This is a genomic window from Limnohabitans sp. Bal53, assembly GCF_003063355.1.
Lineage (GTDB): Bacteria > Pseudomonadota > Gammaproteobacteria > Burkholderiales > Burkholderiaceae_C > Limnohabitans_A.
Map to the genome: position 1 here is coordinate 73,353 of NZ_NESH01000007.1, position 23,842 is coordinate 97,194.

Here is a 23,842-nt window from a genome sequence, read left to right on the forward strand (position 1 = left end):
TTGCCTTCAATGCTGAGGCCAAGTCAGACGAAGCTCAGCCATCGACGAGAACACCCGCTTGGCCCCTGCCTGTATCAAAGGCGCATGCTCGGCCGGCGGCGCGGCATAAGCCCACACCGTGGCCCCCGCAGCCACACCCGCCGTGATGCCCACGGTGGTGTCCTCCACCACCAGGCAGCGCGCCGGGTCAATCTGCAAATGCGCGGCTGCGGCCAAGTACACATCCGGGTGCGGCTTGCTGCGCGGCATTTCGTGGCCGCTGAAAATCCGGCCTTCAAAAAAGTGGATCAGCCCGACTTGCTTGAGCATCATCTCGACCTTGAAGCGGTCTGCGCCCGATGCCACCGCAATGCGCCCCTGGCAGTGATCATGCAGGTGTGCCACGGCTTCGTGCACCCCTTCGATGGCGGTGATGCTTTGCGTCAAGCGCTCGTTGCGAAGGGCATAAAACTGTTCCAGCCACGCATCGGTGAGCGGCTGACCGGTGTGGGCTTCGATGGTGGTGCGTTGGCTTTTGACGGTGTGACCCACAAAGCGCTGCATGCACTCGGCCAGCGTCATGCGCCAGCCTTGCTCTTCAAACATGTCACGCAGCACGCCGCAGGTGATGGCTTCGCTGTCCACCAGCACGCCGTCGCAGTCAAACAAAATGGCTTCAAAGTTCATGGCATTGATCATAAAGCCATGGCTTCAAGGCAAACTAGGGGCTCTGAAAGACTGCCAAAACGCTCACCATGCCCAATCTGCTGCGCATCCACCATGCGGCCATCATCTGCTCGGATTACGAACACTCCAAACGCTTTTACACGCATGTGTTGGGCCTGAAAATTTTGGCTGAAAACTTCCGTGCAGCGCGTGACTCCTGGAAACTGGATCTGGCCTTGCCAGATGGCGGTCAAATCGAGTTGTTTTCTTTCAAGGGCGCGCCACCGCGCCCAAGCTATCCCGAAGCGCAAGGTTTGCGCCACCTGGCATTTGCCGTAACCAGCGTCAGCGAGTGGGCGCTGCACCTGCAGGGACAAGGCGTTTCGGTCGAAGACATTCGCACCGATGAATACACGGGACAACGATTCGTGTTTTTTGCCGACCCGGACGGATTGCCGCTAGAGCTCTACGAAGTGCCCGCTCAGAGCACATCGCCGTCGACATAAAACCAGCGCCCATGCTCGCGCACAAAGCGGCTGCGTTCGTGCTGGCGCACCGCTTTACCGGCCACCCGAAAGCGCGCGACAAATTCAACCTCAGCGGTGTCAGCACCAGTGACGCGGTGCTGTTTGATTTCCAAACCCAACCACTTGCCTCCTGTTTCAAGCGTCAGCTCGGCAGGGCGCTGGCTGCTGTGACAGGTGGCCAGCAAATAGGGCACGTCACCCCGCACAAAGGCGCTGTAGCGCGAGCGCATGAGACGCTCGGCGTCGGGGGCGTTCTGGTTGGCGTGGTACGGGCCGCAGCAAGTGTCCAAGTTCAGCGCTTGGCCTTTGGGGGTGATGCGGCCGCAGGGGCATGGCACCGCCATCACGCACTTTTGCGCGCAGCGCTTTCAGCTTTGTGTTGTTCCATGGTGACGATGGGCGCCGCTGCTTTTTTCCAGGCTGCAAAACCGCCGTCGATGTGGGCCACATTGGTCATGCCCATGTCTTGCAGGGTTTTGGTGGCCAAGGCGCTGCGCCAGCCTGCGCCGCAAAACAAGATGAACTGCTTGCTCTCGTCTGCGAACACGGGTTTGAAGTAGGGCGAGGCTGGGTCCACCCAGAATTCGAGCATGCCCCGAGGCGCGAGCAAAGCGCCGGGCACGGTGCCTTCGCGCTCGAGCTCACGTGGGTCGCGAATGTCCACGATTTGCACAGAAGGGTCGGCCAGACGCGCTTGCACCTCGGCCACGCTGTGGGTGATGACCTGGGCCATGGCCTCGTCAACGAGGGCTTGGAATCCTTTGGTGATGGGCATGCGTGTCTCCTTGTTTTGACGTGAAAAAAGTCAGTTTTATTTGCGCCAGAAGTGCGAGCTGAACAAGACCAGTACCGACAGCAGCTCCAGTCGGCCCAGCAGCATGGCAAAACTCAAGACGCTCAACTGAAAAGGATTCAGGCCACCGAAGTTGCCGGAAGGGCCCACCTGACCCAAGCCGGGGCCGATGTTGTTCACGGTGGCAATGACGGCCGAGAATGCGGTCACGATGTCCATGCCACTGAGCAAGAGCAGCATGCTCAGGCCCATGGTGGCACCGCCATAAATGAGCATGAAGCCCAACACCGCCGTCATGACCGACATGGGGATCACAGCGCCGCCCAAGGTGACCGGGTTGATGACACGGGGGTGGATGATGCGCACCAACTCACGCCGGGCCTGCTTGATCAACAACACCATGCGCACCATCTTGATGCCGCCGCCCGTGGAGCCAGCGCACGATGCAAAGCAGCCCAAAAACATCAACAAGATCGGGGCAAACACCGGCCACTGCGCGTAATCGGTGGCGGCATAGCCGGTGGTGGTGGCCAAAGACACCACATGGAAAGCACTGATGCGCAAGGCCTCGAGCCCGTCGTCGTAAACACCATGGACCAGCAGCAAACCCATCACCAACAAGGTCGAGGCCAACAGGACACCCAAGTACGTGCGGATCTCGCGATCGTTGCTGATGGGCAGGATGGAGCGGCTGCGCAAAACCACAAAGTAGCGCACAAAGCTGATGCCCGCCAAGGTCATGAACACGATGGCGACCCACTCGATCGTGGGTGAATTGAAGTGCCCAAAGCTGGCGTCGTACGACGAAAAACCGCCCAGACCCATGGTGGTGCACATGTGCATGAAGGCATCGGCCCAACTCATGCCAGCCCAGCGGTAAGCCAGCAGGCACGCCCCCGAAAACAAAAAGTACACGCCCCACAAGCCCCGCGCCGTCTCGGCAATGCGGGGGGTGAACTTGGTGTCTTTCATGGGACCCGGCGTTTCGGCTTTGTACAACTGCATGCCACCCAGACCCAGCATGGGCAGCACCGCCACCACCAGCAGCATGATGCCCAGGCCACCGATCAGCTGCAAAAAGCAGCGCCAGATGTTGACCGACACCGGCAAATGGTCAAGCCCCGACAAGGCCGTGGCCCCGGTGGCGGTCAAGGCGCTCATGGCTTCAAAGTAGGCCTTGAACCAAGTGATCTCGGGCACCAAAAACATGAGTGGCAAAGCCGAATAAGCGGGCAGCACCAACCACACCAGGTTGACCAACAAGAAGCCGTCTTTGGCCAGCAATTCGCGCCGATGGCGCTGGGTGATGGCCGCCAGCACCAAGCCGCTGGCAGCGGTCAGGCCAAAACCGGCCAGCCAGATCCACTGCAGGTCGTGGTGGTCTTCAAACCAAGCCCAGATGCCGGGCACCAAAAAGGTGACCGAAAACGCGATCAGGATGCGCGCCATCAGTGACAGCACGGGGAAAAAAGTCTTGTACATCAGCCAAAGAAGGTCGCGCTGACCTGAAAGAGTTTTTCCACCGCACGCACATCGCGCTTGTTGGGAATGAACAAGATGATGTGGTCGTCGGCTTCGATCAGGGTGTCGTGGTGCGGCATGAGCACTTCGGATTTTTTGCCCTCACCGCGCACAATGGCCCCCATGCTCACGCCCTTGGGGAGCTTGATTTCCTCGACACGCCGCCCAACCAGCTTGGAGGTCTTGATGTCGCCGCGGGCAATGCCCTCCAGGGCTTCTGCCGCGCCCCGGCGCAGGCTGTGCACCGCCGCCACGTCGCCTCGACGCAGGTGCGCCAGCAACTCACCAATGACGGTTTGCGCGGGTGAGATCGCGATGTCGATGGTGCTGCCTTGCATCATGTCGGCATAAGCGCGGCGGTTGATCAGGGCCATGACGCGGCGCGCGCCCATGCGCTTGGCCAGCATGGCCGACATGATGTTGTCCTCGTCGTCGCTGGTCAGCGCCAAAAACACATCCATCTCACCCACGTTCTCTTCGTGCAGCAGGTCTTCGTCAGCGCCGTCGCCGTTGAGGATCAGGGTGCTCGATGGCAACTGGCTGGCCAGGTATTCGCAACGCTTTTTGTCGCGCTCGATCAGCTTCACATGGTAGGTGTCGGCCAGGTTGCGCGCCAGACGCAAGCCCACTTTGCCGCCACCAGCCAACATCAGGCGCTGCACGGGTTGGTCGGTTTTGTGGATGCCGGCCAGCACGATGCGGATCTTGCGGGTGTCGGCCAGCACAAAGACCTCGTCGCCAGGCAGGATACGGGTCTCGGGCAAGGCGTCCACCAGCGCGTCTTGCCTGTAAAGGGCCACCACGCGCATCTCGGCATGCGGCAAGCGGTCGCGAAACTCGGCGATGGTGTGGTTCACCAGCAGGCTGTCGGCCGCCGCACGCACCACAATCAGGCTGACGCGGCCGTCGGCAAATTCAAGCACCTGCAAGGCCTCGGGGTACTCAATGAGCTGCTCGATGTAGCGCATCACCGACTCTTCGGGGCAGATCACATGGTCCACCGCAAAGCCGGACTTGCCCAGCAACTCGTCGCCCTCGTTGAACTCGGGCGAACGCAGGCGGGCGATGGTGGTGGGCACGTTGAAGACATCGTGGGCGATCTTGCAAACCACCAGATTCGACTCGTCGGCCGCAGCGCAGGCAATCACCATGTCGGCATCTTTGGCACCGGCCTCACGCAGGACAGACGGTTGAATGCCATTGCCCACCACGCCGCGCAGGTCCAGGCGCTCTTCGAGCAGCCGCAGGCGAGCCGGGTCCTGGTCGATGACGGTGATGTCGTTTTGCTCGGAAACCAGGCTTTCAGCGACGCTTTCGCCCACACGGCCAGCGCCTAGGATGATGATGTTCATGGGCCGGGATGATACGTGAGCGGTGGCTCAAAAGGGCTATTTGGGCGCTCAAAGCGCGCGCTGGATGATGATTTTCTGCACGTCGCTGGTGCCTTCGTAGATCTGGCACACACGCACATCGCGGTAAATGCGCTCGACCGGAAAGTCGCTCACATAGCCGTAGCCGCCCAGCGTCTGGATGGCGGCGGAGCAGACTTTTTCGGCCACTTCGCTGGCAAACAGCTTGGCCATGGCCGCTTCTTTCAGACAGGGGCGACCCGCATCGCGCAAACTGGCTGCATGCCAAATCAGCTGGCGCGCCGCTTCGAGTTGTGTGGCGCAGTCGGCCAAACGAAAACCCACCGCCTGGTGGTTGAGGATGGACGTGCCAAAGCTCTCGCGCTGCTTGGCGTAGTCAATCGCCACATCGAGCGCGCTGCGGGCCATACCCAGACTCTGCGCGGCAATGCCGATGCGCCCACCCTCCAAAGACGACAGGGCAATCTTGTAGCCCTCGCCCTCCTGGCCGATCAGGTTCTCGGCAGGGATGCGGCAGTTGTCGAAGTTGATCTGCGCGGTGTCGCTGCTGTGCTGGCCCAGCTTGTCTTCCAAGCGCGCCACCACATAACCCGGGGCGCTGGTGGGTACCAAAAAGGCGCTCATGCCTTTCTTGCCCGCACCCTTGTCGGTCACCGCAATCACCACCGCCACGTCGCCATGCTGGCCGCTGGTGATGAACTGCTTGACGCCGTTGATCACGTACTCGTCGCCGTCTTTCACGGCCGTGGTGCGCAAGGCCGAGGCGTCCGAGCCCACATGCGGCTCGGTCAGGCAAAACGCACCCAGCATCTGGCCTTGGGCCAGCGGCGTGAGCCACTGCGCTTTTTGCGCGGCGTTGCCGTACATCATCAAGATGGCGTTCACGGGGCAGTTGGTCACGCTGATGGTGGTGCTGACACCGCCGTCACCGGCTGCGATTTCTTCGAGCACCAGCGCCAGCGTCAGATAGTCCAGACCTGCGCCGCCCAGCTCCTCGGGCACACAAATGCCGTACGCCCCCAGCTCGGCCAGGCCCTTGTGCGCTTCTTTGGGAAAGTGGTGCTTCTTGTCCCACTCGGCGGCGTGGGGCCACAGCTCACGCTGTGCAAAGTCACGCACGGCGTCACGGATCATTTCCTGGTCGGGGCTCAGCAGCATGTCGGTCTTTCTTTATCGGGTCACCAAGGCAGGGTGCTGCCGTCATGGTTCAAAAATGCACCACGGTGTTTCGGGTCGCGTTGTTCAAGGACGTGGCTCAGCGTCTGGCGCAGGCTGCTCGCACTTTGCTCGCTTGTCAGCGGTGCTGTGGGTCCGCCCATGTCGGTCTGCACCCAGCCGGGGTGGATGGCCAGCACGGTGATGTCTGGCTGCTCGGCCTGGGTGCAACGCACCACCATGTTGAGGGCGGCCTTGCTCACGCGGTAAAGCGCGGCGTTGCCGCTCGTGGTTTCTTGCTGGCTGCCCATGATGGAGCTGATGCAGGCGATCACGCCGCGTGTCTCTTGCACCATGGGCACGATCTGGGGGATGACCTGCATCGCACCCATCACGTTGGTGTGCATCACCGCGTCAAAGCTGTCGCGGGTGGGGGGTGTGCTGGCGCTGTTGCGGTCCATCGCGCCTGCCACGTAAACGGCGATATCAATCTTCTCGCCGTCGAGCTGCCAGGCCAGGCCTGAGTTGCTGGCCGGGTTGGCTACATCGAGGCGCAGGGTTTGTGCGCCCAAGGCCTTCAGGCGTTCAAGCCCCTCATCGCTGCGCGCTGTCGCGATCACACGCCAGCCGTCTGCGATGAACTGGCTGGCCAGTTCAAACCCGATGCCGCGCGATGCGCCGATGAGAAGAATGGTGGTCATGGGTATTTTTTTGTAGGAGCGGCCTCCGGCCGCGAAAGACGGGCATTCAATAGCGCGTACAGAGACCGCTCCTGCCTTGAAATTACACCAACTCCAGCGCCACGGCCGTGCCTTCGCCACCACCGATGCACAGCGTGGCCAGGCCCTTCTTGAGGCCTCGGGCCTTGAGCGCATGGATCAGCGTGACCATGATGCGGGCTCCGGATGCGCCAATGGGGTGACCCAAGGCGCAAGCGCCGCCGTTCACGTTGACCTTGTCATGCGACACGTTCAGCTCTTTCATGAGCGCCATGGGCACCACGGCAAAGGCTTCGTTGACTTCCCACAGGTCCACGTCTTCGACCTTCCAGCCCGCTTTGGCCAGCGCCTTTTGGGTCGCACCCACCGGTGCTGTGGCAAACCACTCGGGCTCTTGTGCGTGGGTGGCGTGGCTCACGATGCGGGCCAGGGGCTTGCAACCCAATTTGGCGGCCGTGCTCTCGCGCATCAGCACCATGGCCGCCGCGCCGTCGTTGATGGACGAGCTGCTGGCGGCGGTGATGGTGCCGTCTTTCTTGAAGGCGGGCTTGAGGCTGGTGATCTTGTCGAGCTTGACTTTGCCCGGGCCTTCGTCGATGGACACCACGCGTTCGCAGCTGCGGTCTTTCACCGTCACGGGCGTGATCTCGGTGGCAAAGGCACCCGACTCGGTGGCGGCCTTGGCGCGCTGCACGCTGGTGGTGGCAAAGTGGTCTTGCTCGGCACGGGTGAAGCTGTACTTGGCCGCGCAGTCTTCACCAAAGGTGCCCATGCTGCGGCCGGGCTCGTAAGCGTCTTCCAGGCCGTCGAGCATCATGTGGTCAAAAATGCGGTCGTGGCCCATGCGGTAGCCGCCACGGCCCTTGAGCATGAGGTAGGGCGCGTTGGTCATGCTTTCCATGCCACCGGCCACCAACACATCGTGTGTGCCGGCCACCAGCATGTCGTGCGCGAACATGGCCGCGCGCATGCCCGAGCCGCACATTTTGGACAAAGTGACCGCGCCCGCGCTCTTGGGCAAACCGCCCTTGAAGCCCGCCTGACGCGCTGGCGCCTGGCCCTGACCGGCCATCAGGCAGTTGCCAAACAGCACTTCGGTGACCAGCTCAGGGCTGATGCCTGCGCGCTCAACGGCGGCTTTGATGGCGGCACCACCCAGGTCGTGGGCGGCCAGCGCAGAAAAGTCGCCTTGGAAGCTGCCCATGGGAGTGCGGGCAGCGCTGACGATGACGATGGGGTCGGACATGGTTTTCTCCAGAAAATCAAAAAGAAATCTACTTTAGAACTGGGAATCAGCGAAACAAATAAGCCTGAGGATCTAGAGCGCGTTGGTCCGTACCAGCCTTCACAGACTGCCGCGGGGATAGCGTTTGAATGCGCTTCGGAACACGTCGACCACTTCGTGCGCGCCGCTCATGCTCACGCCCAGGTCCTTGGCCAGGCCGTCTTTGATGCCATAGCACCAGCCGTGCACGCTCAGCTTTTGACCTCGCGCCCAAGCGTCTTGCACCACGTTGGTCAGGGCCACATTGCCCACCTGCTCAATGACATTCATCTCACACAAGGCGTCTTCCTGCACCAACACGGGCAGGTGGTCCAAGCGGCGACGGTGGCGCACCTTGACATCGTGCACATGGCGCAGCCAGTTGTCGGCCAGGCCCACACGCATGCCCCGCAGTGTGGCCAAGACGCCACCACAACCGTAATGGCCCACCACCATGATGTGCTCGACCTTGAGGGCGTCGACCGCGTACTGGATGACCGACAACGCGTTCAGGTCGGAGTGCACCACCACGTTGGCCACGTTGCGGTGGACAAACACCTCACCCGGGTCCAGCCCGGTGATCTGGTTGGCGGGTACGCGACTGTCGGAACAGCCGATCCATAAGTATTTGGGCGATTGCTGGTTGGCCAGGCGGGTGAAAAATTCCGGGTCGTCGCGCACCATGCGCGCCGACCATTGGCGGTTGTTGTCCAGAAGGTTTTGCAGTGATGTGGTCATGGTGGGATTGTCGCTGGACTGGCCTACCGCAGGATGACACGCCTGCTCAGCAGGTTTCGGCAAACAACTCGCGGCCGATCAGCATGCGGCGAATTTCGCTCGTGCCCGCACCGATTTCGTACAACTTGGCGTCACGCCACAAACGGCCCAGCGGGTATTCGTTGATGTAGCCGTTGCCACCAAAAATCTGCACGCCTTCGCCCGCCATCCAAGTGGCTTTTTCGGCGGTCCAGAGGATGACCGAGGCGCAGTCCTTGCGCACTTGGCGCACATGCTCAGCGCCCAGCAGGTCGAGGTTCTTGGCCACGGTATAGGCAAAGCTGCGACCGGCTTGCAGCACGGTGTACATGTCCGCCACTTTGCCCTGGATGAGCTGAAACTCGCCAATGCTTTGCCCAAACTGCTTGCGGTCGTGGATGTAGGGGATCACGTTGTCCATGACGGCCTGCATGATGCCCAGCGGGCCACCGGTGAGCACAGCGCGTTCGTAGTCCAGGCCACTCATCAGCACCTTGGCGCCGTTGTTCAGGCCGCCCAAAATATTGGCCTCGGGCACTTCGACGTTGTTGAACACCAGCTCGCCGGTGTGGCTGCCGCGCATGCCCAGCTTGTCGAGCTTTTGTGCGATCGAAAAACCCTTCATGCCCTTTTCGATCAAAAAGGCGGTGACACCGCGCGCGCCCAACTCGGGCTCGCTCTTGGCGTACACCACCAGGGTGTCGGCGTCAGGGCCGTTGGTGATCCACATCTTGGAGCCGTTGAGCAAGTAGTAGCCGCCTTTGTCTTCGGCCTTGAGCTTCATGCTCAGCACGTCAGAACCCGCACCGGGCTCCGACATGGCCAAGGCACCAACGTGCTCACCACTGATGAGCTTGGGCAGGTGCTTGGCGCGCTGCTCGGGCGTGCCGTTGCGCTTGATCTGGTTGACGCACAAATTGGAGTGCGCGCCGTAGCTCAGGCCTACGCTGGCCGAGGCGCGGGAGATTTCTTCCATCGCGATCATGTGCGCCAGGTAGCCCATGTTCGCGCCGCCGTATTCCTCACCCACGGTGATGCCCAGCACACCCAAGTCGCCCATCTTGCGCCACAGGCCCATGGGGAACTGGTCGTTGCGGTCAATCTCAGCAGCGCGAGGGGCGATTTCGGCTTGGGCAAAGTCGCGCACGGCGTCGCGCAGGGCATCGATGTCTTCACCGAGTTGGAAATTCAGGCCGGGCAAGTTGTTCATGGTTTCTCCTTTGGGGGCTATGCGTTGGGTACCAAACGCCGTACATCAATAGGTCTTGGTCACAGGCACGAGGGTTTGCTGCATCAAGGCGCAGTCCGAGCGCTTGCCGCTGCCATCGATGTGCACCAGCTCGGCGGTGGTCACGATGATGCGCTTGCCCGCCTTGGTGACGCGACCAATGGCGTGAATCTCGCCACCCTGAAAGCTGGCGAGGAAGTTGATTTTGTACTCCACCGTGGTGACCTCCATGCCTTCGGGGGCCACCGTCAAGGCAGCATAACCACCCGCAATGTCGGCCAATGCGCCCATGGCTCCGCCATGAAAGCCGCCCTGCTGCTGGGTCACCTTGTCGCTGTACGGCATGGCCAGTTCGACCTGACCTGCCGTGGCTGACAGCAGGCGCACGCCCAAGTGGTTCATCATGCCCTGACGGGCCAAACTCTGGGCAACACGTTCATGGGGAGTCAGGGCTAAAGTCACATCACATCCGGTGGTTAAGGTCATGTCGAACTGTAATTGACGTTTACGTCAACGTCAATCAAAACCAGCGGCCATCTGGCCACGCTTTCAGGCGCCAACACCCGCCTTGTTGGCCTTGTTCAGCAAACTGCGGGTTTCTTTTTCGTGGGTTTTGACCTCGTCCAAGGTGGCCTCCAGGTCGGCCAGCTGCGACTCAAGTTGCTGGCGGTGTTCGGCCAGCACCACGAGGAATTTTTTCAGCTGCGGCACCGTGTCGCGGGGGCTGTCGTACATGTCAATCAGGTCTTTGGCCTCGTTGAGCGACAGGCCCAGCCGCTTGGCCCGCAAGGTGAGTTTGAGGCGGGTGCGGTCTCGCGAGGAATACACGCGGTTGCGCCCACCCGGGCCGGAGCGCTCAGGTTCGAGCAGGCCCATGTCTTCGTAAAAGCGGATCGCGCGGGTGGTCAGGTCAAATTCCTGGGCCAAATCGCTGATCGAGAAGGTGTTCGCCATGGTGTGGGGTCCCCTGAGCTTGCGCAACCGGGACAGGCCTGCAAAAAACCCGCCCCTAAAATGAAAATTCATCTTTGACGTTAACGTCAACGTCAAATGTTCGAATGCTAACCCAAAGCCCCTGACGCATGTCCACCTTGCCCCCAGACCGCGTGATGTCCACTTCCAGCGCCCGCGTCGACGGCCCCACTTTGCACTACCCATTGGGCGAGCAGCTGCCCGCCACGGGTGCGGCCATCGAGGTGGCCCCCGGTGTTTTCTGGTTGCGAATGGGGCTGCCCTTTGCGCTCAACCACATCAACCTGTGGCTGCTGCGCGACCGACTGCCCGACCCCGCCCAGCCGGACGTGCTGCGCGAGGGCTGGACGGCGGTGGACTGCGGCATCGACAACCCGGCGACCCGCCAAGCCTGGCAGGGCGTAGAGGCGCAGGTGCTGCAGGGCTTGCCCATCTTGCGCGTGCTGGCCACCCACATGCACCCGGACCACATGGGCCTGGCGCACTGGATGTGCGAGCGCTGGCAAGCGCCACTGTGGATGAGCACCAGCGAGTACCAGTCGGCCCTGCTCGCTTGCAGCGGGCTGTCCAATTTTGGGGGCGCGCCCACGGTGGCCTTTTTCAAAGCACACGGTTGGCAGCAACCCGAAGAGCTGGCCCAGGTGCAGGCGCGGGTGGGCTATTACCCCAGCATGGTGCCGCAGATCCCTGGCGCTTATGTGCGTTTGATGGCGGGCATGCAGGTGCGCATCGGCGAACGTGTTTGGCAGTGCATCAGCGGTTACGGCCACTCGCCCGAACACATGGCTTTGCTCGATGACCAGCAGCAGTTGCTGATCAGCGGTGACATGCTGCTGCCGTCGATTTCCACCAACGTCAGCGTCTATGCCATGGAGCCCGATGGCAACCCGCTGCAGTGGTTCCTCGATTCGCTGGAAAAAATGGCTCACCTGCCGGGCACCACCTTGGTGCTGCCCTCGCACGGGCGGCCGTTTCTAGGCGCAACCACCCGCATTGCGCAACTTAAGTTGCACCACGCCGAGCGCCTGGCCGAGCTGCTTCAAGCCTGCCGTGCGCAAGCGTGCTGCGCCCACGAGCTCTTGCCCGTGCTGTTCAAACGCTCCCTCGATGTTCACCAGACCACCTTCGCCCTGGGCGAAGCCGTGGCACACCTGAACCTGCTGTGGCTGTCCGGCCAGATGCGCCGCGAACGTGGGGCCGATGGCGTGATCCGGTTCAGCACCCACCCCTAGGCACGCACCTTCAGGCCAAGCCTGCCTCAATCTTCTTTCAAGTCCACCGGGGCCTGGCGCAAGGCTTTGCGGCGCTGGGCGTAGTCGGGCATGACCTCACCCACGGTTTCCCAAAATCGTGGGCTGTGGTTCATCTCGCGCAGGTGGGCCAGCTCGTGCACCACCACGTAGTCGATCTGGCTGATGGGCAGGTGAATCAGTCGCCAGTTCAGGCGGATGTGCCCATCGTTGCGGGCGCTGCCCCAGCGCGTGCTGGCGCTCGACAGGCTAAGCTTTTGCCAGTGCACGCCCAATTGCGGCGCGAAATGCGTCAAACGCTGTTCAAACAAGACCTTGGCTTGTTTTTTCAGCCACACCTGCGCGGCATCACGCACCTGCGTCACGCTGGCACCCGGCGGCACTGTCACCGGCAACAACCGATCGGGCGGGATGTCCTGCCCCTGCACGCGGCCCACACCGCGCTCCATCACACACAGCTGCACCGTGCGGCCCAGATACGGCACCTCGGCCCCATGCCGCCACTCGATGGCTTTTTGAAACTGCTCGGTCTGTCGCTCTTTGAGTTGCTGCAGCTTGGCCACAATCCAGGTGCCTTTTTCCTGCACCGCCGCGTCCACCTCGCGCAGCGGCACCCAGCCTGGCGCACGCACCACCAGGCCATCCGCCCCCACCACAAAACCAATGCTCTTGCGCCGGGAGCGTTCAAAACGGTAAGACACCGTGACGCCTTGCAACTGGGCATGGCGGTTGGCCGCGGGGTGGGTGAAGCCCCAAGGGCTGGCTTGCGGCTGGGGCAAAGCGCCTTTTGAGTCGCCTGAGCTCGGGGCTGTCGCGGTATGCGGGGTTGGCGCGACAGACTGCGCGTCCATTGCGGGTGGGGTCAAAGCGGTGGATGGAGGACTGCTTGTGGGCTGGACCGGGTCACCCCCGGTGAAAAAGTCCAGCACAAACTGCAAAGGCGCGCGCATGCTGGCCCGCACTTGGCTCAATGACCGGAGGCAGCGGCGGCGGCCCGAGGGTGTGCCTCAGAGTGCGCCTCGGGGTAGGCCTCAGGGTCGAGGCGGTGCATTTCGGACTCGATCCAGGTCTCAACTTCGCGCATGAGTTCGTCGGCGCTGCGGCCTTCGCTCGCAATGGCGCGGCCAATCGAGATGTCCACGACACCCGGCTTTTTGACAAAAGCCCGCGTGGGCCAGCAGCGCGCCGAGGTCACGGCAATCGGGATGACGGGCACCCCAGCGGCGATGGCCAAGCGCGCGCCGCCGCTTTTGTACTCGCCCTTTTGACCACGCGGGATGCGTGTGCCTTCGGGGAACATGATGACCCAAACACCTTCTTGCATGAGGCGGCGGCCTTGCTGCACCACCTTGGCAAAGGCACGTGAGCGCTGCTTGCGGTCGATGTGGATCATGTCCAGACGCCCCATGGCCCAGCCAAAAAAGGGCACGCTCAGCAACTCTTTCTTGAACACATAGGCCAGCGGGTGCGGCATGATCGCAGGCATCACAAAGGTCTCCCAGGTCGACTGGTGCTTGACCAACAAGACCGCAGGGTCCTTGGTACCCAAAGGCAAGTTTTCCAGGCCCTGGATGCGGTTCTTGATACCCAAAATCCAGGTGCCGCTGTTCACTGCCAAGCGCAGCCAGCCCACACAAATCCAGTACAGCCGCGTGCTGCTGACGAAGTAAGAAATCAGCACCACAAACAGGGCCCAAGGGATGACGGTGATGGCCATCCACAACACATGGACCAGAGAGCGAATGAAATTCATGTTGGCGACGTTGTCAAAGGTGAACGCGAGCCCGATTCAGAGCTCAGCAAATGATCGACACAAGCGGCCAAATCGGCATGCACCTGTGTGCCGGCAGGGAAACCCAGCGGCAAAGCCTGCCCCAGCCATTCGGGGTGCCGCCCGCTCAGCACCATGTGCGGCACACAACCCGCCACTTCGGCCACCTGCATGTCACTCAGGCTGTTGCCAATGCAGGGCACGCCGGTCAAGTCCACGCCATAACGCTCGGCAATTTGCGAGAAAAGACCCGGCCAAGGTTTGCGGCAACCGCAACCCTCATCGGCCGAGTGGGGGCAATAGAAGAAGGCATCGATGCGCCCGCCCACAGCCGACAGTTTCTTGATCAGGTGGCTGTGCACGGCGTTGAAGGCGGCCATGTCAAACAGACCGCGCCCCAGACCCGACTCGTTGGTGGCCAGCACCACATGAAAACCCGCGTGGTTCAGGCGGCTGATCGCCTCCAGCGCCCCGGGCAAGGGTTGCCACTCGTCCGGCGATTTGACGAACTCGTCACCCGTGCGGTTGATGGTGCCGTCGCGGTCGAGGATGACAAGTTTCAAATGGGTGTTCATGCGCGCTCGTTGAGGGACCGGTCTCGGGTCGGCCGATCAGGCCGCCAAACGCGACAGGTCGGCCACGCGGTTCATGGCCACATGCAGACTTTTCAGCAGACCCTGGCGGTTCAGCCGCAGGTCCATTTCTTCGGCGTTGACCATCACGTCGTCAAAGAAGGCATCGACCGGGGCGCGCAGCGCGGCCAGGGTCTGCAGGCTGGCGGTGTAGTCACCGGCTTTGAACTGCGCCTCGGATTCGGGAACAAACTTTTGCATCACGGCGTAGAGGTTTTTCTCGGCCTCTTCCTGCAGCAAAGCAGGGTTGACATGCGCATCCACTTCGCCGGCTTTTTTCAGGATGTTGCCAATGCGCTTGTTGGCTGCGGCCAAAGCGGGGCTTTCGGGCAGTGCAGCGAAGGCGCGCACGGCCGACAGGAACTGGTTGACCTGGCCCAGACGAGCCGGGCGCAGGGCCATGACGGCATCGACCTCTTGCGCGCTGAAGCCTTGCTCGCGCAGGCTGCCCGCCAGGCGGTCGTAAATGAAGTCGATCAGCGCCTCTGCGTTGCCCGAAATCTTGTCGCCGAACACGGGCATCGACAGGGCCAGCAATTCGGGCAAGCCCAGCGCCACGTCTTTTTCAATCAGCATGCGGATCACGCCCAAGGCGTGGCGGCGCAACGCGAACGGGTCTTTGTCACCGGTAGGCACATTGCCAATGCCGAACATACCGACCAAGGTTTCAAGCTTGTCGGCCAAAGCCACCACCAGGCCAACGTTGTTGCGCGGCAAGTCGTCGCCCGCAAAGCGCGGTTTGTAGTGGTCTTCAATGGCCTCGGCCACTTCGGTGGACAGGCCGTCGTGGCGGGCGTAGTAGCCGCCCATGATGCCCTGCAACTCGGGGAACTCGCCCACCATGTCGGTCAGCAAATCGGTCTTGGCCAGGCGGGCTGCCTGCTCGGCTTGCTGCGCCAGCGCATCGCCGCCCACTTGCTGGCCGATGGCTTTGGCAATGGCGCAAACCCGCGCCATGCGCTCGCCTTGGGTGCCGAGCTTGTTGTGGTAGACCACTTTGGACAGGCCTTCGACGCGCGATTCGAGCGTCTTTTTGCGGTCTTGGTCGAAGAAGAATTTGGCATCGGCCAGGCGCGGGCGCACCACGCGCTCGTTGCCACCGATCACAAACGACGCGTCGTCGGGGGTGATGTTGCTCACCACCAAAAAACGGTTCGTCAACTTGCCCGACGCATCGATCAACGGGAAGTATTTCTGGTTGGCCTTCATCGTGAGGATCAGGCACTCTTGCGGCACGCCCAAGAACTCGGTCTCGAACTGGCAGGTCAGCACGTTGGGGCGCTCGACCAGGGCGGTCACTTCGTCCAGCAGGGCGTCATCCTCAATCGGCTGGCAACCACCACCCACTTTCGCAGCCGCCGCTTGCAGCTGGAGCACGATCTCGGCGCGTCGCTCGGCAAAGCTGGCGATCACCGAGCCGTCGCGCTTGAGCACGTCGTCGTATTGGTCAGCGTGCGACAACACCACGGGCGAGACCTTGGCCTCAAAGCGGTGGCCTTGGGTGCTGTTGCCTGCCGTCAGGCCCAGCGCCTTGACCGGAACCACGGTGGCACCATGCAAGGCGATCAGGCTGTGCGCCGGGCGCACAAAATTCACGCTGCTCCAGCCTGGCAGCTCGCAATCGGTTTCCAGCTGGTACTGCATGACTTTGGGGATGGGCAACTTGGCCAGCGCTTCTTCCAAGGCTTTTTGCAAACCGGCTTGCAGCGATGCGCCTTTGAGCAGGCTGTCGTAGAACAGTGCTTCTGCCTTGCCGTCGGGTGCGCGTTTGAGCGCCGCCACGGCAGCAGCCGGGTCGCTCACGTCAGCGCCCAGCGCTTGCAGTTTTTTCAGCAACGCAGGTGTCGCGTTGCCAGCGGCGTCCAGGCCCACGGCCACAGGCATCAGCTTTTGCTGCACGGCCTTGTCGGCGGCTTGATCGGCCACGCCCGTCACATGGGCGGCCAAGCGGCGAGGCGAGGCGAAGGCCGTCACCACCGCGTCGGCAGCGGCCAGGCCCTGTGCCTTGAGTTGTTCGGCCAGCACGCCCGAAAAGGCCGCACCCAACTTGTTGAGCGCCTTGGGCGGCAGCTCTTCTACAAACAGTTCAACCAGCAAATTTTGTGTTGTCATGTCGTTCTCCCTCACGCGGCTTTCTTGGGCATTTGGGCAACCCATTCACGCGGAGCCATCGGGAAGTCCAGACGTTCGCGGCTTTCGTAATAGCTCTGGGCCACGCTGCGGGCCAGGTTGCGGATGCGGCCGATGTAGGCGGCGCGCTCGGTCACGCTGATCGCGCCACGCGCGTCCAGCAGGTTGAAGGTGTGCGCAGCTTTGAGCACTTGCTCATAAGCGGGCAGTGCCAGCTGTGCACCCATGAGGTGCTGGGCCTGCTTTTCGTGCGCGCCAAAAGCAGTGAACAAGAACTCGGCATCGCTGTGCTCGAAGTTGTAGGTCGATTGCTCGACCTCGTTTTGTTTGTACACATCGCCGTAGGTCAAACCATCGGTCCACTGCAGGTTGTAGACGTTGTCCACGCCCTGCAAATACATGGCCAGGCGCTCCAGGCCGTAGGTGATCTCGCCGGTGATCGGCTTGCAGTCAATGCCGCCCACTTGCTGGAAATAGGTGAACTGGGTCACTTCCATGCCGTTGAGCCAGACTTCCCAGCCCAGACCCCAAGCACCCAAGGTCGGGTTTTCCCAATCGTCTTCGACAAAGCGGATGTCGTTTTTCTTCAGGTCAAAACCCAGTGCTTCGAGCGAACCCAGGTACAGCTCCAAGATATTGGCCGGTGCGGGCTTGAGGACCACTTGGTATTGGTAGTAGTGCTGCAAGCGGTTGGGGTTTTCGCCATATCGGCCATCTTTGGGGCGGCGGCTGGGCTGCACATAGGCGGCCTTCCACGGCTCGGGACCGATGGCGCGCAAGAACGTGGCGGTGTGGCTGGTGCCCGCACCGACTTCCATGTCGTAGGGCTGGAGCAGTGCGCAGCCCTGGGCGTCCCAGTACTGCTGCAATTTGAGGATGATTTGTTGGAAGGTCAACATGGCCGAAGCATTGCCAGCAGCGAGCTGGCCAGGGTTAGGGATGGGCGCAAGTTTTGCGCGAACCCTTGATTTTACGGCCTTTGCCGCTGCCAAAAAGCCCAAGCCACCACCGCACAGCACAGCGCCCACAGGGGGCCCAAACCCCAGGCACTGGCCCAACGGGCAAAGGGCGTGAGGCCGTGACGCCCTTCAAAAGCGCCCGTCAGGCTGCCCCGGGTGAAGCGGGGCAACTGGTCGGTCACGCGGCCGGTGTGGTCGATGATGGCGGTCGCCCCTGTGTTGGTGGCGCGCAGCATGGGGCGGCCCAACTCCATGGCGCGCAAACGCGAGATGTTCAGGTGCTGGTCCACTGCCAGCGTGTCGCCAAACCAGGCAATGTTGCTCACATTCACCAAGGCTGTGGGCGCGGTGCTCGGGTCTTTGAAACGCAGGGCCAATTCCTCGCCAAACAGGTCTTCGTAACACACGTTGGGGGCCAGGCGCTGGCCTTGCCAGGCCAGCGAAGCCTGGTCCCAGCCGCCCGATTTGAAATCGCCCAAAGGGATGTTCATCATGCGGATGAACCACGCAAAACCCGGCGGCATGAACTCGCCAAAGGGCACCAAGTGCGACTTGTCATAGCGGTAGGGGGCAACGCCCTGCGGCCCCAGCGCCACCACCGAGTTGCTATAGCCCTCGTCCAGGCTGCCCAAAGGCACGCCCACCAAGGCCAGCGGTCGATCCGGCTGCGCAAAATGGGTCTGCAAGTCAGACCAATAGCCCTCTGGCAAATGGCGCGGCAGCAAGGGAATCGCGGTCTCGGGGGCCACCACCAGGGGCTGCTGACTGGCGCGTAACTGCGCGTCGTACCACTGCAGGGCATCTCGCACGCCACTAGCGGCCTGGAACTTGTCGGTCTGAGAAATATTGGCCTGCAGCAATTGCACCTGCGCTGTGCCCGCCGATGTGGTGAACACCGGCCCAAAGGCCTGCAAAGCCCAAGCAGCCAACCCCACGCCGATCAGCGGCTTGAGCGCCCGCAAGCGCCACCCTGCCAGCGCCAGGCGCATGGCCAGCCAGGCGGCCACAGCCCCCATGCCGTACACCCCCACCCAAGGCGCAAAGGCGACCAAAGTGCCGTCCACATGGGCATAACCCCCGGCCCCCCACGGAAAACCCGTGAGCCATCGCCCGCGCATGAGTTCGGCCAAAGTCCATACCGCCGCAAACAAAACGCTGGCCCAACCCGGCCGCTTGGTCACCAGGCCAACCGCCAGGCTGACCCACACCGCCGACGCAGCGGCGTAATACAGCGCCAGCGCCGCAGCCAGCGCCAGCACGGCCAGCACAGCCAAAGGTGCGGGCAAGCCCCCCACTTGGTGCATCGACACATACAGCCACCAAAAACTGCCGGCCAACCAGGCCGTGGCAAACACGCCACCAAACCAGGCCGCTCGTTTGAGGGGATGGGCCTCACGGCCCCGAGAGAAAGAGGCGTGAGCAAGACGCGCCAAGCCTGCCGCCAACAGCGTCAAACTCAAAACCTGCAACCAACCCAAAGCCTGCCCACTGCCCGGCCAGGCGATGGACGCAGCTTGTGCGGCACCAGCCAATGCGGGCCAAACCGTCTGCCAACCCAGCCCGCTTGGCCGCAGGCTGCTCATGCAGTGGATCCGGGGACAGGCATGCTGCCCGAGCTGCTGGGCTGGTCTGCGCCTGGCGCGGGCAAGGGCGACACCTTGAACCAGCGCACCGCGCCGGCACGCGTGTGCAAGACGACAAAGCGCAAGCCCGCCAGTTCGAAGCTTTCGCCACGGTGCGGGACGTGGCCCATCTCATGGGCAATCAAGCCACCCAGGGTGTCGAAAGCGTGTTCGTCCTCGGCCTGCCGCGCTTGCCTCAAATCCACGCCAAAAGCTTCGTCCACGCGCTCGATGGCGGTGTCGCCGCTGACCCGAAAGCTGCGGTCGGGCAAGCCAAAAATATCGCCCGCATCGTCGGCGATATCGAACTCGTCCTCGATCTCGCCCACGATTTGTTCCAGCACATCCTCGATGGTGATCAGCCCGGCCGTGCGGCCATATTCGTCGATCACGATGGCCAAGTGGTTGCGGTTGTCACGGAACTGCCGCAGCAGATCGTTCAGGCCTTTGCTCTCAGGCACAAAAACCGCCGGGCGGAGCAATGCGCGGATATTCAACTCGGGCGCACGCTGCAGTTTGAGCAGGTCTTTGGCCAGCAAGATGCCGATGATGTTGTCGCGCTCACCCTCGTAGACCGGAAAGCGTGAATGCCCAGTGTCGATCACCTGGTGCAGCAACTCGTCCATGGGGTCTTCGATGTCAAGCAGGTCCATGCGCGGGGCGGCCAGCATCACATCGCCTGCGGTCATGTCGGCCATGCGGATCACGCCCTCGAGCATCAATCGACTCTCTGCGTTGATGATCTGGTTGTCCTCGGCCTCGGCCAGGGTCTCGATCAGCTCATCGGCCGAATCGGGTCCGGGATGGATGAATTCCGCCAGTTTTTGCAGAAAACTCCGCTTGTCTTCGCGCTCGGCGTGGCGCGCAGGGTAAGGGTCAGACACGGTCTAGGCTGGCAGGACATGCTGTAGTGAACAAATGCCAAGGATAGCGGATTTGGATGACAGGCCACCGACGCCCCGCCTGCGTACGGCCGTCACCCCAATCGCTCAAGGCCCGCGCGAGGTGTGGCGGGCATCGCGCACGCCCTGGCGGATTTCTTGCACCGTGGCCAACCACTGGCGGAATTGGTGGGCCTGCATTTTGAGCTGGTAGTCCAACTCGGCCATTTGCTCTTGCATCAGACCACTGAGCTGGCTGTCCAGTGTCGCTTGCGGCAATGACAGATAAGCCTCGCTCTCGCTGCCATCGCGCTGGACGGCGGCACCGGCGTGGCGCGCGATCTTGAGCATGGCCACGTTTTCGCTCAGCGCATGGATGAACAACAGGTTCACCCCCTGGTTGCGCGCGTGCATCACCGCATGGCCAAACAGTTTGGCCCCCAGGCCCTTGCCACGCTGGCGAGGCGAGACCGACACGCCAAACTCGGCGCAAGTGGCCCATTGCGGGTCGACCGAATAGGCCAAGTGCGCCATGGCCACCAGCTCCAGGCGGCGATTGAAAACCCCAAAAATCTCGTCTCGCACAAAGTTCAGGCCCTGCACATAGCGGTCAATTTGCTCGTCGGTGGCGGCGTAGCCAAAGCGCAGATAACGGTCTTGGGTGGGCAGGGCCTGCAAATGCCGCACGATGCGCGGCTTATGACGCGGTGAGAGCGAGCGGATAGGCACCCAGCTGAAACTCTTGCGGCCCCCTGCTGCTGACGGCCCTTTATGGGCTGCGTCAAACACGCTTCGCCAAAGCTGGCGAAGCCGCGAAGTGAATCGGTTGGTACGCGTGTCAGAAGGGGAGTTCATGTCGACGCCTAGGGTTAACCCCATTTTGCACCGATTTGCCTGGCCCTGAACCACACAGGTTTTGTCGCCTGTGAGACCGCCAAGCCCACCACTCAGGACTTGCCCTGTGTTGGCCACTGCGGGAGCTGGTGACAATGCAGCTCTACAGGAGACAAGCGCATGGAACGTATCTGGCTCAAGAATTATCCGCCCGGTGTGCCTCACGACATCGACACCACTCAGTACAAAAGCCTCACCGACTTGTTGGAGCGCTCTTTCCGCGAGCACGGCAACAGCCCGTTTTCGGTCTGCATGAACCGATGGATGAGCTACAAGCAGCTCGACGAGTTGTCCACCGCGCTGGGAGCCTGGCTGCAAAACAAAGGCTTGGAGCCCGGCAGCCGAGTGGCCATCATGCTGCCCAACCTGCCCCAGTTTGCGGTCACCATGGCGGCCATTTTGCGGGCCGGCTACACCTGCGTGAACGTCAACCCTCTCTACACTGCGCGCGAGCTCGAGCACCAACTCAAGGATTCCGGGGCCACGGCCATCGTGATTCTGGAAAACTTCGCGGCCACCTTGCAGGACGTGATCGAGCGCACCGCGGTGCAGCATGTCGCGCTGGCCTCGATTGGCGATTTGTTGGGTCCGATCAACGGCCGCTGGTTGAGCTTTGCCGTGCGCCACCTGGCCAAAATGGTGCCCCCGTTCGAACTGCCCCTGAGCGGTGGGCGAACCGTCACCCCGTTCAACAAAGCCATTGCCCAAGGTCGCGCCCTGAACTTGCGCCCCACAGCGCAAAGCATGGACGACATCGCTTTCTTGCAATACACAGGCGGCACCACCGGTTTGTCCAAAGGCGCAGTGCTGACCCACCGCAACGTGGTGGCGGCCATCTTGCAGGCCGAAGGCTGGTTCTCGCCAGCCCTGGCCGACATCCCCGACTTGCGCAAGGTGAACAACGTGGCAGCGCTCCCGCTGTACCACATCTTCGCCTTGACGCTGTGCGTGTTGGCCATTCGACAAGGCTCTTTCATCACGCTGGTGCCCAACCCGCGCGACTTTGCCAAGTTCATCGAAGTCCTCAAACAGCGCCCCTTTCACGTCCTGCCTGGGGTGAACACGCTGTTCAACGCGCTGATGCAGCACCCGATGTTCAAGACCATCAATTTCTCCTCGCTCAAGCTCACCCAGGCTGGCGGTATGGCCGCCTCCGAAGGCACGGCCCATCACTGGCAAAAAGCCACAGGCAGCGCCATGATCGAGGGCTGGGGCATGAGCGAGACCTGCGCGATTGGCACCAACAACCCGGTCACACAAAAAACCTTCAGCGGGAACATCGGCCTGCCCCTGCCGGGCATCGACATCGCGATCAAGGACGACGATGGCCAAAGCCTGCCCATCGGCAGCTCCGGTGAAATCTGCATTCGCGGCCCCAACGTCATGACCGGTTACTACAACCAGCCCGCCGAAAACGCCAAGACCTTCACCGCCGATGGCTTCATGCGCACCGGCGACATCGGCATCATGGACGAGCAAGGCTTCACCCGCATCGTGGACCGCAAAAAGGACATGATCATCGTCAGCGGCTTCAACGTCTTTCCCAGCGAGCTGGAAAACCTGATCTCGACCTGCCCTGGCGTGGTCGAGTGCGCGGCCGTCGGCATCCCCGACAGCATGCAAGGCGAAACCATCAAGGTGTTTGTGGTGCGCAACGACCCGATGCTGACGGAAGAAGCCGTGTCACGTTTTTGCCAAGACAAACTCACTGGCTACAAGCGCCCCAAATACATCGAGTTCCGCGACGAGCTGCCCAAATCCAACGTGGGCAAAATCCTGCGCCGCGAGCTGCGCAGCGCCAAATGAGCTCATCCTGCACATTGCCGCCAGGCGTGCGCGTGTTCGAACGCGGCTGGCTGTCGGCCAACAATGTGCTGCTGACGGACGCGCAAAGCACCACCTTGGTCGACAGCGGCTACGTCACCCACCAGGCCCAAACCCTGGCCCTGGTGCAGCACGCCCTGCAGGGCCGAACGCTGGACCAACTGGCCAACACCCACCTGCACAGCGACCACTGCGGCGGCAACCAGGCCCTGCAAGCGCATTACCCGGCCCTGAAAACCTGGATCCCGCCGGGCCTGTCACTGGCTGTGCAGCATTGGCGCGAGGACGAGCTGAGCTACCAACCCACTGGCCAGAACTGCCCCGCCTTTGCCTTCACCGGTTTGCTGCATCCGGGCAGTACCCACCGCTGGGCCGACATGGACTGGCAAGTGCATGCCGCTCCCGGACATGACCCGCACTCGGTGATCTTGTTTGCGCCCGAACACCGCCTGCTGATGTCGGCCGATGCGCTCTGGCAAAACGGCTTTGGTGTGGTGTTTCCCGAATTGGCGGGCGTGGCCGCCTTTGACGAGGTGGCAAAAACACTGGACCTGATCGAGCAACTCGATCCGGCCACCATCATCCCGGGACACGGCGCGGTCTTCACCGAAGTGGCTCCTGCACTGGCCCTGGCCCGCAGCAAACTCGAAAGCTTTGCGCAAAACCCCGAGCGACATGCACGCTACGGAACCAAGGTCCTGCTCAAATTCAAATTGCTCGAATGGGGCCAAATCTCGCGTGCCGAATTCAGCGACTGGGCCACCAAGGTGCCCTACATGCGCGAGCTCCACCAGCGCTTTGGCCAAGACCACAGCCTCCAGACTTGGCTGGACATGATGCTGGCCGAGCTGACGCGCAGCGGTGCCATGCAAGAGGTGGGTGGCGTGTTGCACGACGCTTGAATCCAAAAGGCTCAGCCCAAAAACAAA

The 23,842-nt window shown here is 62.0% G+C and carries 24 protein-coding genes; 4 read left to right on the plus strand and 20 right to left on the minus strand.

What is annotated here, in order from left to right; genetic code table 11:
* Positions 1-6: 6 nt before the first annotated feature.
* Positions 7-666 carry an HAD family phosphatase gene (locus B9Z50_RS16045; protein WP_108365825.1) on the minus strand — a complete coding sequence of 220 codons (660 nt, stop codon included), beginning with the start codon at positions 664-666 and terminating at the stop codon, positions 7-9.
* A gap of 68 nt (positions 667-734) precedes the next feature.
* On the opposite strand from B9Z50_RS16045, the gene B9Z50_RS16050 reads away from it, so the two are divergent.
* Positions 735-1,151, plus strand: coding sequence for a VOC family protein (locus B9Z50_RS16050; RefSeq protein ID WP_108365761.1), 417 nt, complete (start codon positions 735-737; stop codon positions 1,149-1,151).
* Here B9Z50_RS16050 and B9Z50_RS16055 read toward each other — a convergent pair.
* The 11 genes from B9Z50_RS16055 to B9Z50_RS16105 all read right to left on the minus strand — a co-directional run bounded on the left by B9Z50_RS16055 (position 1,127) and on the right by B9Z50_RS16105 (position 10,932).
* Complete coding sequence (locus B9Z50_RS16055) at positions 1,127-1,516, minus strand: YchJ family protein (RefSeq protein ID WP_108365762.1); 390 nt, start codon at positions 1,514-1,516, stop codon at positions 1,127-1,129. The genes B9Z50_RS16050 and B9Z50_RS16055 overlap by 25 nt on opposite strands.
* On the minus strand, positions 1,516-1,947 hold the full coding sequence (locus B9Z50_RS16060) for a rhodanese-like domain-containing protein (RefSeq protein ID WP_108365763.1): 432 nt from the start codon (positions 1,945-1,947) through the stop codon (positions 1,516-1,518). Before B9Z50_RS16060 ends, B9Z50_RS16055 begins: the two co-directional genes overlap by 1 nt.
* A gap of 36 nt (positions 1,948-1,983) precedes the next feature.
* Positions 1,984-3,447, minus strand: coding sequence for a TrkH family potassium uptake protein (locus tag B9Z50_RS16065; RefSeq protein WP_108365764.1), 1,464 nt, complete (start codon positions 3,445-3,447; stop codon positions 1,984-1,986).
* Positions 3,447-4,838: a Trk system potassium transporter TrkA gene (gene trkA / locus B9Z50_RS16070; RefSeq protein ID WP_108365765.1), complete on the minus strand. Its 1,392-nt coding sequence runs from the start codon at positions 4,836-4,838 to the stop codon at positions 3,447-3,449. Before trkA ends, B9Z50_RS16065 begins: the two co-directional genes overlap by 1 nt.
* A gap of 48 nt (positions 4,839-4,886) precedes the next feature.
* On the minus strand, positions 4,887-6,014 hold the full coding sequence (locus B9Z50_RS16075; RefSeq protein ID WP_108365766.1) for an acyl-CoA dehydrogenase family protein: 1,128 nt from the start codon (positions 6,012-6,014) through the stop codon (positions 4,887-4,889).
* Between the two features lie 20 nt (positions 6,015-6,034).
* Positions 6,035-6,712, minus strand: a complete 678-nt coding sequence (locus B9Z50_RS16080; RefSeq protein ID WP_108365767.1) for an SDR family oxidoreductase — start codon at positions 6,710-6,712, stop codon at positions 6,035-6,037.
* An 82-nt stretch (positions 6,713-6,794) separates the two neighbouring features.
* Positions 6,795-7,976 carry an acetyl-CoA C-acyltransferase gene (locus B9Z50_RS16085; protein WP_108365768.1) on the minus strand — a complete coding sequence of 394 codons (1,182 nt, stop codon included), beginning with the start codon at positions 7,974-7,976 and terminating at the stop codon, positions 6,795-6,797.
* A gap of 99 nt (positions 7,977-8,075) precedes the next feature.
* Positions 8,076-8,732: a carbonate dehydratase gene (gene can, locus B9Z50_RS16090; RefSeq protein WP_108365769.1), complete on the minus strand. Its 657-nt coding sequence runs from the start codon at positions 8,730-8,732 to the stop codon at positions 8,076-8,078.
* A gap of 46 nt (positions 8,733-8,778) precedes the next feature.
* Positions 8,779-9,960, minus strand: coding sequence for an isovaleryl-CoA dehydrogenase (locus tag B9Z50_RS16095; RefSeq protein WP_108365770.1), 1,182 nt, complete (start codon positions 9,958-9,960; stop codon positions 8,779-8,781).
* Between the two features lie 45 nt (positions 9,961-10,005).
* Entirely contained in the window at positions 10,006-10,464 is a 459-nt protein-coding gene (locus B9Z50_RS16100) for a PaaI family thioesterase (protein ID WP_108365771.1), read from the minus strand.
* Between the two features lie 63 nt (positions 10,465-10,527).
* Positions 10,528-10,932, minus strand: a complete 405-nt coding sequence (locus B9Z50_RS16105; RefSeq protein WP_108365826.1) for a MerR family DNA-binding transcriptional regulator — start codon at positions 10,930-10,932, stop codon at positions 10,528-10,530.
* Between the two features lie 128 nt (positions 10,933-11,060).
* Here B9Z50_RS16105 and B9Z50_RS16110 point away from each other — a divergent pair, with 128 nt between their 5' ends.
* Positions 11,061-12,182, plus strand: coding sequence for an MBL fold metallo-hydrolase (locus tag B9Z50_RS16110; protein WP_108365772.1), 1,122 nt, complete (start codon positions 11,061-11,063; stop codon positions 12,180-12,182).
* Between the two features lie 26 nt (positions 12,183-12,208).
* Here B9Z50_RS16110 and B9Z50_RS16115 read toward each other — a convergent pair whose 3' ends face one another.
* The 8 genes from B9Z50_RS16115 to B9Z50_RS16150 all read right to left on the minus strand — a co-directional run bounded on the left by B9Z50_RS16115 (position 12,209) and on the right by B9Z50_RS16150 (position 21,050).
* Positions 12,209-13,150: a M48 family metallopeptidase gene (locus tag B9Z50_RS16115; protein WP_108365773.1), complete on the minus strand. Its 942-nt coding sequence runs from the start codon at positions 13,148-13,150 to the stop codon at positions 12,209-12,211.
* A gap of 17 nt (positions 13,151-13,167) precedes the next feature.
* Complete coding sequence (locus B9Z50_RS16120; RefSeq protein ID WP_108365774.1) at positions 13,168-13,953, minus strand: 1-acyl-sn-glycerol-3-phosphate acyltransferase; 786 nt, start codon at positions 13,951-13,953, stop codon at positions 13,168-13,170.
* Positions 13,950-14,546: a D-glycero-beta-D-manno-heptose 1,7-bisphosphate 7-phosphatase gene (gene gmhB, locus B9Z50_RS16125; RefSeq protein WP_108365775.1), complete on the minus strand. Its 597-nt coding sequence runs from the start codon at positions 14,544-14,546 to the stop codon at positions 13,950-13,952. The genes B9Z50_RS16120 and gmhB overlap by 4 nt, the downstream gene beginning before the upstream one ends.
* A 36-nt stretch (positions 14,547-14,582) precedes the next feature.
* Positions 14,583-16,715 (minus strand): glycine--tRNA ligase subunit beta, encoded by a 2,133-nt coding sequence (gene glyS, locus B9Z50_RS16130; protein WP_108365827.1) that lies wholly within the window; start codon positions 16,713-16,715, stop codon positions 14,583-14,585.
* A gap of 11 nt (positions 16,716-16,726) precedes the next feature.
* Positions 16,727-17,632 carry a glycine--tRNA ligase subunit alpha gene (gene glyQ, locus B9Z50_RS16135; RefSeq protein WP_108365776.1) on the minus strand — a complete coding sequence of 302 codons (906 nt, stop codon included), beginning with the start codon at positions 17,630-17,632 and terminating at the stop codon, positions 16,727-16,729.
* A gap of 71 nt (positions 17,633-17,703) precedes the next feature.
* Positions 17,704-19,275: an apolipoprotein N-acyltransferase gene (lnt, locus tag B9Z50_RS16140; protein WP_108365777.1), complete on the minus strand. Its 1,572-nt coding sequence runs from the start codon at positions 19,273-19,275 to the stop codon at positions 17,704-17,706.
* Positions 19,272-20,198, minus strand: a complete 927-nt coding sequence (locus tag B9Z50_RS16145) for an HlyC/CorC family transporter (protein ID WP_108365778.1) — start codon at positions 20,196-20,198, stop codon at positions 19,272-19,274. The genes lnt and B9Z50_RS16145 overlap by 4 nt, the downstream gene beginning before the upstream one ends.
* Before the next feature lie 105 nt (positions 20,199-20,303).
* Positions 20,304-21,050 carry a GNAT family N-acetyltransferase gene (locus B9Z50_RS16150; protein WP_108365779.1) on the minus strand — a complete coding sequence of 249 codons (747 nt, stop codon included), beginning with the start codon at positions 21,048-21,050 and terminating at the stop codon, positions 20,304-20,306.
* A 159-nt stretch (positions 21,051-21,209) separates the two neighbouring features.
* Between B9Z50_RS16150 and B9Z50_RS16155 the strand changes: the two genes are divergently transcribed.
* Both B9Z50_RS16155 and B9Z50_RS16160 read left to right on the plus strand, forming a co-directional pair.
* Positions 21,210-22,895 carry an AMP-binding protein gene (locus tag B9Z50_RS16155; protein WP_108365780.1) on the plus strand — a complete coding sequence of 562 codons (1,686 nt, stop codon included), beginning with the start codon at positions 21,210-21,212 and terminating at the stop codon, positions 22,893-22,895.
* The gene (locus B9Z50_RS16160; RefSeq protein ID WP_108365781.1) at positions 22,892-23,815 is read left to right on the plus strand and encodes an MBL fold metallo-hydrolase; all 924 of its coding nucleotides are present in this window, start codon (positions 22,892-22,894) and stop codon (positions 23,813-23,815) included. The genes B9Z50_RS16155 and B9Z50_RS16160 overlap by 4 nt, the downstream gene beginning before the upstream one ends.
* The last annotated feature ends 27 nt before the right edge of the window (positions 23,816-23,842 follow it).

Excerpts from the sequence above, each read along its gene's own strand:
- gmhB (WP_108365775.1), bottom strand. The coding sequence starts at position 14,546 with ATGAACACCCATTTGAAACTTGTCATCCTCGACCGCGACGGCACCATC.
- B9Z50_RS16150 (WP_108365779.1), bottom strand. The coding sequence starts at position 21,050 with ATGAACTCCCCTTCTGACACGCGTACCAACCGATTCACTTCGCGGCTT.
- B9Z50_RS16155 (WP_108365780.1), top strand. The coding sequence starts at position 21,210 with ATGGAACGTATCTGGCTCAAGAATTATCCGCCCGGTGTGCCTCACGAC.
- trkA (WP_108365765.1), bottom strand. The coding sequence starts at position 4,838 with ATGAACATCATCATCCTAGGCGCTGGCCGTGTGGGCGAAAGCGTCGCT.
- B9Z50_RS16115 (WP_108365773.1), bottom strand. The coding sequence starts at position 13,150 with ATGCGCGCGCCTTTGCAGTTTGTGCTGGACTTTTTCACCGGGGGTGAC.
- lnt (WP_108365777.1), bottom strand. The coding sequence starts at position 19,275 with ATGAGCAGCCTGCGGCCAAGCGGGCTGGGTTGGCAGACGGTTTGGCCC.
- B9Z50_RS16065 (WP_108365764.1), bottom strand. The coding sequence starts at position 3,447 with ATGTACAAGACTTTTTTCCCCGTGCTGTCACTGATGGCGCGCATCCTG.
- B9Z50_RS16060 (WP_108365763.1), bottom strand. The coding sequence starts at position 1,947 with ATGCCCATCACCAAAGGATTCCAAGCCCTCGTTGACGAGGCCATGGCC.
- B9Z50_RS16110 (WP_108365772.1), top strand. The coding sequence starts at position 11,061 with ATGTCCACCTTGCCCCCAGACCGCGTGATGTCCACTTCCAGCGCCCGC.
- B9Z50_RS16080 (WP_108365767.1), bottom strand. The coding sequence starts at position 6,712 with ATGACCACCATTCTTCTCATCGGCGCATCGCGCGGCATCGGGTTTGAA.
- B9Z50_RS16055 (WP_108365762.1), bottom strand. The coding sequence starts at position 1,516 with ATGGCGGTGCCATGCCCCTGCGGCCGCATCACCCCCAAAGGCCAAGCG.
- B9Z50_RS16085 (WP_108365768.1), bottom strand. The coding sequence starts at position 7,976 with ATGTCCGACCCCATCGTCATCGTCAGCGCTGCCCGCACTCCCATGGGC.
- B9Z50_RS16045 (WP_108365825.1), bottom strand. The coding sequence starts at position 666 with ATGAACTTTGAAGCCATTTTGTTTGACTGCGACGGCGTGCTGGTGGAC.
- B9Z50_RS16100 (WP_108365771.1), bottom strand. The coding sequence starts at position 10,464 with ATGACCTTAACCACCGGATGTGATGTGACTTTAGCCCTGACTCCCCAT.
- glyS (WP_108365827.1), bottom strand. The coding sequence starts at position 16,715 with ATGACAACACAAAATTTGCTGGTTGAACTGTTTGTAGAAGAGCTGCCG.
- can (WP_108365769.1), bottom strand. The coding sequence starts at position 8,732 with ATGACCACATCACTGCAAAACCTTCTGGACAACAACCGCCAATGGTCG.
- B9Z50_RS16095 (WP_108365770.1), bottom strand. The coding sequence starts at position 9,960 with ATGAACAACTTGCCCGGCCTGAATTTCCAACTCGGTGAAGACATCGAT.
- B9Z50_RS16075 (WP_108365766.1), bottom strand. The coding sequence starts at position 6,014 with ATGCTGCTGAGCCCCGACCAGGAAATGATCCGTGACGCCGTGCGTGAC.
- glyQ (WP_108365776.1), bottom strand. The coding sequence starts at position 17,632 with ATGTTGACCTTCCAACAAATCATCCTCAAATTGCAGCAGTACTGGGAC.
- B9Z50_RS16105 (WP_108365826.1), bottom strand. The coding sequence starts at position 10,932 with ATGGCGAACACCTTCTCGATCAGCGATTTGGCCCAGGAATTTGACCTG.
- B9Z50_RS16120 (WP_108365774.1), bottom strand. The coding sequence starts at position 13,953 with ATGAATTTCATTCGCTCTCTGGTCCATGTGTTGTGGATGGCCATCACC.
- B9Z50_RS16160 (WP_108365781.1), top strand. The coding sequence starts at position 22,892 with ATGAGCTCATCCTGCACATTGCCGCCAGGCGTGCGCGTGTTCGAACGC.
- B9Z50_RS16050 (WP_108365761.1), top strand. The coding sequence starts at position 735 with ATGCCCAATCTGCTGCGCATCCACCATGCGGCCATCATCTGCTCGGAT.